The sequence below is a fragment of the Streptomyces sp. FXJ1.172 genome, from assembly GCF_001636945.3.
GTDB lineage: Bacteria > Actinomycetota > Actinomycetes > Streptomycetales > Streptomycetaceae > Streptomyces.
Window position 1 is genome coordinate 45,807 of record NZ_CP119133.2, and the last position, 12,234, is coordinate 58,040.

9 protein-coding genes and 1 pseudogene are annotated in these 12,234 nt (G+C 69.5%); 6 read left to right on the forward strand and 4 right to left on the reverse strand.

Annotation, left to right across the window (positions count from 1 at the left end; all coding sequences use genetic code 11):
• Positions 1-8: 8 nt before the first annotated feature.
• The 3 genes from ku (at position 9) to A6P39_RS00295 (ending at position 2,689) form a co-directional block, all read left to right on the forward strand.
• Positions 9-941, forward strand: a complete 933-nt coding sequence (gene ku, locus A6P39_RS00285) for a non-homologous end joining protein Ku (protein WP_067039954.1) — start codon at positions 9-11, stop codon at positions 939-941.
• 194 nt (positions 942-1,135) lie between these two features.
• Complete coding sequence (locus tag A6P39_RS00290; protein ID WP_067039957.1) at positions 1,136-1,654, forward strand: UTRA domain-containing protein; 519 nt, start codon at positions 1,136-1,138, stop codon at positions 1,652-1,654.
• Between the two features lie 291 nt (positions 1,655-1,945).
• Positions 1,946-2,689, forward strand: coding sequence for a hypothetical protein (locus A6P39_RS00295; protein WP_159395944.1), 744 nt, complete (start codon positions 1,946-1,948; stop codon positions 2,687-2,689).
• Positions 2,690-2,734: 45 nt separating this feature from the next.
• Here A6P39_RS00295 and A6P39_RS00300 read toward each other — a convergent pair whose 3' ends face one another.
• Positions 2,735-3,130: a hypothetical protein gene (locus A6P39_RS00300; protein WP_159395945.1), complete on the reverse strand. Its 396-nt coding sequence runs from the start codon at positions 3,128-3,130 to the stop codon at positions 2,735-2,737.
• Positions 3,131-3,163: 33 nt separating this feature from the next.
• Between A6P39_RS00300 and A6P39_RS00305 the strand changes: the two genes are divergently transcribed.
• The gene (locus A6P39_RS00305; protein WP_067039959.1) at positions 3,164-3,688 is read left to right on the forward strand and encodes a GNAT family N-acetyltransferase; all 525 of its coding nucleotides are present in this window, start codon (positions 3,164-3,166) and stop codon (positions 3,686-3,688) included.
• Between the two features lie 374 nt (positions 3,689-4,062).
• On the opposite strand, the gene mobF is transcribed toward A6P39_RS00305, so the two are convergent.
• Both mobF and A6P39_RS00315 read right to left on the reverse strand, forming a co-directional pair.
• A complete protein-coding gene (mobF, locus tag A6P39_RS00310) occupies positions 4,063-5,934 on the reverse strand; it encodes a MobF family relaxase (protein WP_079133148.1) in 1,872 nt (623 codons plus the stop codon).
• 361 nt (positions 5,935-6,295) lie between these two features.
• Positions 6,296-7,871, reverse strand: a pseudogene (locus A6P39_RS00315) (IS1182 family transposase).
• Between the two features lie 616 nt (positions 7,872-8,487).
• On the opposite strand from A6P39_RS00315, the gene A6P39_RS00325 reads away from it, so the two are divergent.
• Both A6P39_RS00325 and A6P39_RS00330 read left to right on the forward strand, forming a co-directional pair.
• Complete coding sequence (locus tag A6P39_RS00325; protein ID WP_067040367.1) at positions 8,488-8,793, forward strand: small hydrophobic protein; 306 nt, start codon at positions 8,488-8,490, stop codon at positions 8,791-8,793.
• Between the two features lie 796 nt (positions 8,794-9,589).
• Positions 9,590-10,996, forward strand: a complete 1,407-nt coding sequence (locus A6P39_RS00330) for an IS630 family transposase (protein ID WP_234378752.1) — start codon at positions 9,590-9,592, stop codon at positions 10,994-10,996.
• A gap of 799 nt (positions 10,997-11,795) precedes the next feature.
• Here A6P39_RS00330 and A6P39_RS00335 read toward each other — a convergent pair.
• Positions 11,796-12,215 (reverse strand): hypothetical protein, encoded by a 420-nt coding sequence (locus A6P39_RS00335; protein ID WP_067040358.1) that lies wholly within the window; start codon positions 12,213-12,215, stop codon positions 11,796-11,798.
• Positions 12,216-12,234 lie beyond the last annotated feature (19 nt).

Genomic DNA, 12,234 nt, shown 5'->3' on the forward strand with positions numbered 1-12,234 from the left:
GGTGTGCCATGCCGAGCGTGTTCAGCGGCGCCCTCGTGTTCGGGCTTGTCAGCGTCCCGATCACCGTCGTCGGCGCGACCGAGGAGCACAGCGTCCGCTTCCGCCGGATCCACACTGTCGACGGCGGCCTGGTCCGCAACCGCTACTGGTGCGAAGTGGAGGACCGGGAGGTCTCGTACGGGGAAATCGGCAAGGGATACGAGCTGCCCGGCGGCCGCGTCATCCCGGTCACGGACGAAGAGCTGCGGGCCCTGCCGCTGCCCACCGCCCGCGCGATCGAGCTGATCGCGTTCATCCCGGCCCCCGCCGTCGACCCGCTCCGGATCGGCACGGGCTACTACCTCCAGCCACAGGGCGCCATCGCGCTGAAGCCGTACGTGCTGCTGCGGATGGCCTTGGAGCGCGCTTCCCGCGTCGCGGTCGTCCGGTTCGCGTGGCACGGCCGTGAGCGGGTCGGTCTGCTCCGGGTCCGCGGGGGAGTGATCGCGTTGCACGGTCTGCTGTGGCCGGACGAAGTCCGCGACCCCGCCGCCGTGGTCCCGCCGCCGGTCCAGCTGGAAGACGAGGAGATCGACGAAGCCCTGGCCCTGGTCGAGGCCATGACGCGCGACAGCCTCGAAGGTCCGCAGTTCGCCGATCACTACACCGACGCGCTGCACGAGGTGATCGAGGCGAAGCGGGACGCCCGCCAGCTGCCCGAGGTAGCGGAGCCGGCGGCCCGGCCGGGTCAGCTGGTGGATCTGATGGCCGCGCTGCAGCAGTCGGTCGACGAGGCCCGGGCGGCGCGCGGCGAGACGGGCGACGCGGAGGCGCACCAGGCGCCGACCGCGCCCGCGAAGAAGGCCACGGCTGGGGAGTCGGCGCGAAAGGCGCCAGCCCAGACGGCTTCCTCGAGGAACGCCGGGCGCAACGGTGGTCGGCGAGGCGCGCCAGCACGCTGACCTGCCGTGGTCGGGGTCATGGTCGGCCTGTCCCCCGCCGTGGCCAGGTCTGCGGGGTGTGCGCGGATAGAACTGCTTCCCGCGGCTGTCGCGTGGGAAGGAGGTGTCGGCGCCGGTCGTCGGCTTGCCCGCCCGGGCTGCACGACATCGTCCGCGCGACGCGCGGTGCAGTGGGCGGGTGCACTGCATCGTCGGTGCGCGCCCCGGGTGCCGGGCGCCCCGCACTCACCTCCGGCGGCGGCGTAGGCGCGCCCGCCGTCACCAGGACCGCGCTGGACGGACCCCCGGCACTGCTGTTGGACCAGCAGGACCAGGACGCCATCAACGTGGACCGCCTGATCCACGATCCGGCCACCGGCGCCCGCATGGCCCACCGTGTTCTGATCCCGATGGCCACCGCCGCCGATGTGCCCACTCTGGCCGAGCAGCCGGACGCCGAGATCATCGACCTGTACCGACAGCTTGCCGAAGCCGGACTCAGCCTGTCGTTCACCGAGCATGTCACCGCCCGCGCCCCCTATCCCGACGAGCGGACCGCACTCGGACTGAGCGACGCCAGCCCCCTCCTGATCACTTGCCGCGTGACCACCGACGCCGACCAAGGCCGCCCGTTGCTGTGCGAGGAGTTGAAGGTCCCCGCCACCACGTGCCAGCTCACCTACCCTGTGACCCCGACCAAGCCAGCCGGCAAGCGCACCGCCCGCCCCAAGTAAAGGCGTACAGCTCTCCGCATCCACGGTGACGTTGCCTGACGAGCGTTCAGGGTGACCCGCTATCCTATGTTCGGTTGTTCACTGACTGTGACGGTGTGAGGCAAGCTCGTCTAGCGCGTTAGGTCGAGTGAAACGGGGGCGGGAATGCTGGGGTCGTTGCTAGAGAATTTGATCATGGTTCTGCCAGGGCTGTTCTTAGTCCTGATGTTGATCAAGTTGGCCCGATCGCAGCGTCAAGGGCCCCACAGAGCGCGGATCAGCCCGCCTGTCCCGAAGACATCGCCGAGCGGAATGAGCGGCACACCAGCCTCGGCCGAGGAACGCCAGGCCAGGGCCGTGGAACGCCAAGCCAGGGCCTGGGAACGCCACGACAGGGCCGTGGAAGAGAAACGGAGGCGCGCGCCCGAATTACGAGCTGACCCGGAAATCGTCCTGGACAGCTACCTGCAATGGCTCAAGGGTCCGCAAAGAGAGCCATTCGGGGGGTGGAACCGCCAGTTCACACAGGCGGAGATGCACGAGGCACGCGACAGAGCACACCGCGAGAGCCTGGCGATAGAAGACGAACGCGGCTGGCGGCTCACCCGCCGTGGACGCCGCCTATTCGAAGAACACGCGGGAGACAGGAAGCGTATGGCCGAGGCAGAAAAGAAGAAGCCGCACGTCAAGATCGACGCACGCGGAGCCGGCACGGTGGCAAACACGATCGAAGGCAACGTCTTCGGGGGCACCGTGAACAACTACGCAGCCCCAAGTACACCGACACCGCCGGAAGTGGACCTGTCGGCCGTGTTGGAGCTGACGGAGACCCTGCGCAGACTACTTCGCGACGCTGAGGGTCTATCGGACCTTGATCGCGGTCGAGCCACACGCGACCTCGATGAGGTGGACCGCGAACTGAACGCCCCAGAGGGAGAACAGGAGCCGCGTCGCATCCGCGCGGCTCTGGAAGGCCTTGGCTCCTCGTTGCGAGGTCTAGACGGACTCGTCGAAATAGTGAATCAGCTCTGGGGCCACCTACGAGTCTGGTTCTGAGCCTGATAGCGCTGGAGCTCTTTCGATAGCGCCGCCGCCCCTCTCTCAACCGCTTACCGTGTGGCCCTCGACGCGGACCAGGGCCGCCCGTTGCTGCGTGAGGAGTTGAAGGCCCCCGCCGCCACGTGCCAGCTCACCTACCCCGTGACCCCGACGAAGCCAGCCGCCAAGCGCACCACCCGCCGACGATCCGAACACCGCCACGGGTTCGGCCGGCCGCCGGGATACTGCCGTGAACGGCGCCGGACCGGCGGTGGCTTCGGCGACGTGAACAGCGCCGCGCGCAGCCGGGATTGGCTTTATCGAGCAGTAGTGACGTCGCTTGTCGATGAGTTTGGGAGGCGCCCCGTTCCACGGATGGGTGGTGTTGATGAGTTTGGGAGGCACCGGGTCTCTTGCCAGGGCAGCATCGGGATGCTCCTGGTGAGAGGTGCTGGTCATGCCGCTGATGTCAAAGGTCGAGTATCATCTGACATGGCCTATGTGATCACTGCCGCTCATCCTGACGACGCCGCGGTATTGGGACCCTTGCATCTGCGGAACTGGCTGGAGAACTACCTCAACGCAGACGCGGGGGTCGATGAGGCCTGGATCCGTGAGCACCGCGGTTCGTCCGCCACTGCGGAAGGCATCACGCAGTGGCGAGAGTTCATCGAGGTAGCGAACCAGCACCCTGCCCCACACTTCTGCCGTGTCGTCCGGTCCGAGACGGAGATCGTCGGCTATCTCTGCGGCCACCAGGACGAGTCGGGATCGGTCACCCTCGGACCGATGTATCTGCTGGACCACGCCCAGGGGCACGGACTCGGCGGCTACATGATGACCGAGTTCCTCACCTGGGCAGGACCTTCACGCATCCGTCTGGGGGTCGCCGATTACAACGAACGGGCGATCCGGTTCTACCAACGCCACGGCTTTGAGATTGCAGGCGAGCGTTACCTCTGGCGAGGAAGAATGCCAACCCTGCCTATGGCCCGCGAGGCCCACGACTGCAGCTGAGCACAGACATCGGGCCGTGCCCGATCACCGCACCGCCGTCATTTCTCGTCAACATCTCAAGCAGGGATCAACAACTGCCGTCGAAACTCGTCGAGAAGCGCTGTCCCTTGGGATAAACGAAGCCACGGGATGCGTCCGCGAGTTGCTGGAGGTACTCCAGGCGTTCCGGCGACAGGTACGGCAGGATCGGGGCAACCATCGAGTCTCCCGCGCTCAAAGGAGATCGGTCCCCCGCACCCTCCCCGCTCCCGGCCGGCTCCGGGGTCGGACGGCCGGTCGCGTCCGGGCGCCTGGCACGGTGATTTCGTCCCCCGTCCCGCCGGACGGTCTCCGTCGCCCCGTTGCGCACCGCACGCCGTGGCGGTCCCCAGCCGTCACGGCTGGAAGCCCTGGCCGCGGCCGGGCCGCTGATGCTGCTGCTCATGCTCTTGGCGGTGCGGGTCGGCCGGGAGTTCACGGCCCTCCATCTCGCGACGGCGGGCGTCGGCCGCGCGGGTAAGGGCAGCGAGCCGCTCCAGGTTTTTGGGTGTCCGCATCCATGTCGCCGGGTCGGTCGTACGGCCCTCCAGATGCTCCTCGGGCATCGCAGCCTGCTGATGGACGTGGACGGCTGTGGCCCGCTGCGCCGGAGTGAGAGCGGCGTCCCGGCCCGGGTGGTCGACACCGTGCGGCGCGTCGGCCGCCCGGTCGTGGTGGTGGCCGTAGGCGCGCGCGCCGGCCGACGCCGCCGCGGCCGGGGCGTCGTCCAGAGCGGCGGGCACGGTGCTGGCGGCGCGGATCGCGTTCTGTACGGCAAGGCTGGCGACCTTGGCCCGCTCGTAGCGGGTAGCGGCCCGAGGCGGCTTGCCGTCGGCACCAACGATCCACCACCGGCCGGGCCAGACGAAGTCGGCGGTGTAGGTGAGCTGGTCGGGGGCGGGGGTCCGGCGGCCGGCTTGGGGAACGGTGAGCTGGCGGGAGTGGCGGGACAGGGCCGCATCGGCGATGTCGTCGTCCAGGCCGCGCGTGAACTCACGGCCGCGCAGGGTCTCCAGCAGGTGCCGGTGGGCTTCTGCCAGGACGTGGCGGCGGGCGAAGGTGCCGCGCACGGTGAAGACGACCGCGGCGACGTCGACGGCGGCGAGCGCGGTGTCCACCAGCGGGCCCACCCGGGCTCGGATCATCTTCCCGGCTGCCCGGCAGCGCTGAAGGAGCCCGTCGACCATCTGCTTGCCGAACTTGAGGAGCGCGGATGCCCGCCACCATGCGAGCAGCTGCCTCAAAGGTCGCGGGGTCTTCTTCTCGGGGCGGGTGTCCTGCGCCGCCCACCACCCGAGACCGTGGCGGGCGCGCTCGCCGGGAAGCCGCCCGTGGGTCTTCACGTACTGGTCGGTGATGCCCCCCAGGGCGTCCTCGATCCGCTGGCGGCGGGTGGACGACCAGTCGATCAGCTCCTGGTCGACCCCGGCTATCTCCATCACCGGGCGCAGGCCCGGCGTCACCTCCCGGGGAACGGTGGCCAGGCCGAACTCCTCGCACACCTCCGTCGTCATCGTGAGGGTGTAGAGCGTCCCGGCCGCAACGACGTGCTGGTACAGGCGGACGGTGTCCAACGCGTACCAGGTGCCGTCCGGGCGCTGTACTCGGTTCAGGATCAGGCAGTGCTCATGGAGTAGGGGGAAGCCGTCCCGGTTGTCGAAGTGACGGAACGCCGCAACGACCAGGGCAGGGGCCTTTGCGCGCTGGCGGCCTGACGACCACCGGGTTTCCGCGATCTCATCCTCCAGCCAGCGCAGCACGGTGGCGATGGCCCGCTCGTGCGCTCGCTCGATGACCCGCCGGGTGTGGTCGTCGCCCAGGGCCCACAGCACGATCAGGGACGCCTGCGGCCGGAAGACGAAGTCGAGGGCGAGCAGTGGGATCTGCTTCCGCTGCTCGATCTCTTCGATGGGCTGCCCAACAACGGTGGCCAGCCGTGCCGTCTCCCGGTCTGCGCCGTCGTCCAGCAGCTCGCGCTCCATCCGGTCGGCATCCGGGTGCCGGACCTCGCCGAATACCAACTCCATCTGCCGTTCCGTCACCGTCTCCCCGGCGGTGAGCCCGAGCGCGGACAGACCTCGGCCCATCCACACCCCGGGCGGGAGCCCAGCCTTCGCTTGGGCGTCCTTCAACTGCTGGCGAGCCGGACGGCGACCGTCCCCGAAGGCCACACCACGCACGTAGTACCGCCAAGCATTCCGCCTCTGAACCTTCGCCACACTGAGCATGCCCACAGGTGACACCGGCTCTGAACTGCAAAAAAGCGCGATCCCGTGCGGCGGGAGGGTTCACCAGAACTTCACGGCTGATCCCGCCGGGCGGGTGCTGGCGGCAAGGCCGCCCCCGCCTGACGAACACCATCTTTCGCGCTCATCGCCCCTACAGAGGGCCATCCAAATGCTGCGCGGCGACCAGCCACGCAAACCTGCGCCGCTCCTTCTCCGAGGTCGTCTTCGAGGCGGTCGTGCCCGACTTGAGTCACCAGCTTGGCCCACGTCTCCTCCCGGCCCCGAACAGAACCCGCCCCTAGAAGCCTCATGAAGATCTTGGTGGGGGGCTGTCCGGCCGGAGGCCGGGCAGCCCCTGTTGCTATGCGGTGGCCGGGGCGAGTTGCCAGCTGCCGCCGGTGTGGGTGAGTCCGAGGTTGATCAGTCGGCGGAGGTTGAGGGCGGCGGCTCGGGTGTGGAGCCAGGTGTTGTTGTTGATGGTTCCGCGGTAGCGCAGGCGGCGGTTGCCGTGCTGGACGAGCCAGGCGACGGCTCGTTCGACCGGTGGTCTCCAGCGCCGGTAGTCGGCTTGCCAGTCCGGGTCGGTGGCGGCTTGGTGGCGGGCCGCGGCCTGGAGGTCGTGGTGGGGGCGGATGGTCAGGATGCGGCTTACTTGGCCTTGGTGCACCGCTCACGCAGCGGGCATCGGGTGCACAGGTCCTTGAAGGCGGCCTTGCGCTGGTGGTGCTGTCCGCCGGGGTCCGACAGGGGGACCGTGTGCCCGGCGGGGCAGGTCACGAGGGCGGCGGTGGTGTTGATGGTGAAGTCGTCCAGGGTGAAGCCGCCGGGGACGGCGGGCCGTAGCGGGCGGGTTTGAAGAACAGCCGGTGTCCCGCCTGGTGGAGGGCTTGGCGCGTGTCGCGCGGTAGGCGGTGTCGCCGAAGGCGTCCACCGGGTTCTCCTCGTCGGCCAGCAGGTCCAGGCCGACGGTGGCCTCGTGGTGCTCGGCTCCGGCGCCGGGCCGCAGAGCCACGGCGGTGTATAAGCCGGTCTCGGGCCTCGATGGCCAGGTGGGCTTTGTATCCGTCCTGCTGGTGGGTGCGGGTCTTGTGGATGTGGCGGGCTTCGGGGTCGACGGTGGACACGACGCGGCCTGGAGCGGTCCCCTGGCTGATGCGCCAGCGTCCGTCGCGGCCGTCGGAGTCCTCGGCCGGCTCGACATCCTGCCCGGCGACCAGGGCCAGCAGGCCGAGTGCGTTGGCCGCCTTCTCGCCCAGTTCCTGCTCGGGCAGGTGGCCCAGCAGCCTGAGTGCGTCGGTGACCAGAGCGTCGACGAGTGCGGCGCGGGCCTGTTCGTCGTTCCAGGCGATACGGGGCTTGCCGGGATCGGTGTAGTCGTGCGCGGTGCACTGCACCGCGGCCACCTCGGCCGCGCCGGGGACCTCGCGGATCACCGCGCGGACGGCGGCGATGAGCTGGGTGACGGTGTCCTGGGTGGCGACCGCGTCGTCCAGCACGGTGGAGTCCAGCGCCCGCCGGTGCTTGCCCCTGAGGACACCGGTGACCCTCACGACCTCGCGCACGGCCTCGAACACGCGGTTCGGCCGAACCGAGCGGGAAAGGCGGCGGCGGAAGTAGGCCAGCAACGACGCATCGAACGCCAAGTCGTGCAGACCCAGCCCGCACGCGGCCTTCCACCGCAAGTCACACCGCAGCTCCTGGACCGTCTCGAAGTCCGACAGCCCGTGCAGGGCCTGCAGCGTGATCGCCGCGGCCAGGATCTGCGGCGGCATGCTCGGCCGCCCGTTCGCCGACGGGTACAGGTCCGCGAACATCTCAGCCGGAAACAGCGCACCACGGTGCTCGGCCAGAAACGCGAACACACTCCCCGCCGGGATCAACTCCCGGCAGGTCTCCCACACATCCGGCCCGACCGTCTCCCCGGCCCATTCCCCCATCACCACGAAACGAGTCTGGCCCCGCCACTCACGCGGCGGGGCCAGAACCCCAAGATCTTCATGACCCTTCTAGCACCAAACCAGCTCATGCCGCCTGGCACCTCCTTATCCAGGGCGTGAATCGGCTGCTGCGGTGACCTCCTTGGCGGCCCCGGTGCTGTTCGGCGCGAACGGCGGGCACATTCCACGCTCCCAGCCGCGCGAACGGCGAGACAGTCGAGCTGATCCAGCCCGAGCCACCTTCCTGCCCAACCCGCCCCCGCCTGATGTGGGTTCGGGGGTAAACGGGTCGAAGCACGTTTGGGCACGGGGGCGAGGCGGACCGGTATGGAACAGACAGCAGGCGGCAAGGACGGGCAATCGCTGCTGGGGGACGTCATCTCAGTGTCCGGCGCGCGTTCGAGGGAAGCGAGGAAATCGCCGTCGCCCGCGACCTCGCCCGTGGATTCCTCACCGATGTCCAGGCCCTGCACGGGCTGCCGGTGTCCGGACGCGCGATGGGCATGGTGCAGCTCGTGGTCAGCGAGCTGCCGCAGGTCTGCGTACGTCTGCCGACGGCGAACCGGGGTACCCGCACACCGAAGCCGAAATGTCCCTACACCTGAGGGAGTTGATGATGGCAGGCTTCGGGCACGGAACGCGCGGGTACCCCCGGTCACGTGGCCGGACGTGGCAACGGACCGGGCCGGACCGTGCGACGCTCGGGATCATCGGCACGATCTGTGCCGTTGCCGGCTTCTTCGCACTGGGCATCGCCCTCGGCCCGCTCGCGATGTTCTGCGGCTGGCAGGCCATGGGCCGCAAGTGGTCCAACGACCGCGACATCCCCGCCCTGGTGGCGCTGGTCCTGGGTGCGATCGACACGTTGCTGGCCGTCATCGCCCTGGCGGGCGCGGCGACGTGGGGCCACGGGCCGTTCTAGCCGACGGCAACCGGCCATGGGGGCGGGCCGCCTGCCGGTGCCGCCGTGGCGTGGCCCAGAGCGGGCCCACACCGCGGAGCCGCACGTCCGGCTCCGCGGCCCGGCAGGGCACTCGTCAACTCCGCTGCTGCTCCCGCTCGTCCACCAACCGAGCCACCTCCGCCCGCAGCAGGCGAACCTCCTCGCACCAACGCCCGCAAGTACGCACCCGGCCCGTGCCTGCTGACCATGGAGATCAACGGCGGCGCCATCAAGGTGACTGTCTGGGAACCGCCACGTTGGCCGGCGGGCTTGTCCGCGAGCTGCTCCACCTGGTCCACATGTCCGTCTCCTCGTGCTGACCTGAGCACCAGGGAGATGCCGCGCCCGGCAGGACGCGGCATCCCCGCGGCGACCGGCTCCAGGTAGAGTTCTGCAGCTTCGAGTCGAGGAGACAGCCGTTCAGCGGGTTGCCGGGAGCAGCGCGCGGACAAGGCGGCCGTCGACCGCGAGCGAGACGGCGAGCGGAGTCCGTAGCCCCGGCCACTCATTGCCCCTTTGACCCGTATCTGGTTCAGACCCCAATCGGGATTGAAGGTGATGGTGCCGCTGATCGAGTTGCTGCGGACGTGCGGGCTTTGCTCGAAGAACTGCAGGCCGGTGGTCTGGTCGGCCTGCCTGCGAACGGCCAGCGGCGGTGTGGATGCCGTGAGCGCGGTGTACAGACCGCTGTAGATGCCGGTGGTGGTGAGTTCCTGATGGAGGGTGTCGTGACTGGCGAACACGCGGGGACCTTCAGCCGATCGGTTCGCCCGCCATGCCCATCCGCACTGCCTGTCCGATAGCCCTGAGCGCCCCCGAACGCGTGCGGTTGAAGAAGATGGCCTACGGCCACAAGACCGAGCACCGGCTGCGGGTGCGTGCGCAAGTCGTCCTGCACGCCGCGCGCGGACGCTCCAACGCGCGCATCGCCCGGGAGACGGGGCTGCACCTGGACACCGTGCGCCGCTGGCGTGGCCGGTTTGCTCAGGCGGGCCTGCCCGGACTCAAAGACCGTCAACGCTGCGGCCGTCCCGCCTCGTTCACACCGCTGCAGGCCACCGAGGTCAAGGCGCTGGCCTGCCGACTGCCCGCCGAGACCGGAATGCCGCTCTCACGCTGGTCGTGCCCGGAACTGGCCCGCGAGGCCATCACCCGCCAGATCGTCACCGCAGTGTCGCCCTCCACCGTGCGACGCTGGCTGGCCGAGGACGCGCTCAAGCCCTGGCAGCACCGCTCCTGGATCTTCATCACCGACTCCGGCTTCCGCACCAAGGCTGCCCGGGTGCTGGACCTGTACGCCCGCACCTGGCAGGGCCAGCCCCTCGGCGAGGACGAGCACGTCATCAGCGCCGACGAGAAGACCTCCATCCAGGCCCGCTGCCGCTGGCACCCCACCCTCGCTCCCGGCAAGGCCCGCGCCATGCGGGTCAACCACACCTACGGACGCGGCGGCGCCTTGGCCTACCTGGTCGCCTACGACGTCCACCAGGCCAAGGTATTCGGCCGCACCGAGGCTCGGACCGGTATCGACCCGTTCATGGCCCTGGCCGCCCAGGTCATGAGCCAGGAACCGTACGTCAGCGCCAAGCGCGTCTTCTGGATTGTCGACAACGGCTCCTCCCACCGCGGGAAGAAGGCCGCAGACCGGCTGACCGCCTCATTCCCGAACGCGGTCATGGTCCACACCCCAGTGCACTCCTCCTGGTTGAACCAGGTGGAGATCTTCTTCTCCGTGCCCGTACAGGAGACGATCCACACCACCGCCCAAGGAGACCGGGTAGTCCGCACCCCTCGCTGGTCGCTGCTAGCCACCCTCGTCTACGGCCCCGGTGGCCCGCGCACCATCTCCCCGAGTTCGTCGGCCTCCCGCCGACGCCGCGCGATCGCCCAGGCCGCCGTGGACACGGGCCAGTACCAGGTGCTGGCGGGACAGGCCCGCGCCGCCGACCTGCCCCGCCCCACGCCGCATTTCACCGTCGTGCAACGAGCCGACGGCGCCGAAGGCCCGTGGCGCACCCAGCTGACCGACCGCGACCTCGGCGAAGAACTACGGGCCCTGCAAGGCGCCGTGTACTGCTTCGTGGCAGCGCTGTCGATGATGCGCGACTCCGAGATCCAGGAGATCCGCCGCGGAGCCCTCACCCACCACTACGGCACCCCGCCCTGCGCTCGTACAAGCTGAAGAACGAGGCGGAGCCCCTCGAGGAGAAGTGGTGGATCATCCAGCCCGTCGCCACCGCTCTGACTGTCCTCGAACGCCTGTCACAGCACCGCACCCACCTGTTCACCACCTTGGCCACCCCCGGCACCTCGGGCCGCGGCCGGGGAACGAGCCGGCGCGGCCTCAGCGCCCCGTACGTCATCGACACCTTCATCGCCCACGTCAACGCCCACCGCCACACCACCGGCCTCGAAGCCATTCCCGACGCGCGGGTGCGACCACACCAGTTCCGCAAGACCATGTCCGTCATCTGCGCTCAGGAACCCGACGGCGAGATCGCGCTCGGAATCCAGCTCACCCCTACGCCGCCCCCGACGGCGCCTGGATGCGCGAGTTCGACGACCGACTCGCCACCGCCGCAGCCACCAAACTCACCAGCCTGCTCACCGCCCGCACCACCGGCACCCCCATCGCCGTCGGCCCCGCGGCAGCCCGCCTGCAAGCCGGCCTCGACCGCGCCGCCGCTCAACTCCTCGCCCCCGCAGACCCGCAAAGGACACCGGCAGGGCTCCAAGCACTCGCCGCTGATCCGCGCGCAGCTGCCGATCTCAACCGGTCCGAACTCCCCGAGCTGCACTTCGGCACCCTCAACCACTGCCTATGGCAGCCGGAATGGGCCGAATGCACCAAGCAACTCCCAGAGAAGGAGGGCAGTGCGCCACTCATCGGGGGCATGCCAGCCCGCACGCTGCCGCAACTCCGCCGTCACCGCCGATCACGCCCCCGTCTGGCTGGCCGAACAACACGACCTCACCCAGCACTACGCGACCGCCGCCTGCCACCCGCCCGTCGAGCAGCCCTCCAAGCCCGCCTCGACGACGTCGAAACCATCACCACCGCCCTCGCACAGGACCAGTAAATGGCCGTCTCCCCAACCACCGAAACCAAACTCCGCGCCGCCATGACCCGCCTCCTGGCCGGACAGCCCCAGCACACCGACGGAGCCCTGACCAAGGAAAACCTCGCCCGCGAAGCCGGCGTCAGCCACGCCACCGTCCACCGCGCCACCGACGTTCTCGCTGAATGGAACACCCACGTCCCCCACCCCATCAGACGCACCCCCGGCGAACGCGCCCGTGACGAGACCCTCAACAACCTGCGCGCCCAGCTGACCCAGGCCCGCGGCCAAGCGCGCGAACTCCAGGGCCAACTCGACGCCCTGGCCACCGTCGCCGCGCACCTGTACGCCGAAACCTGGC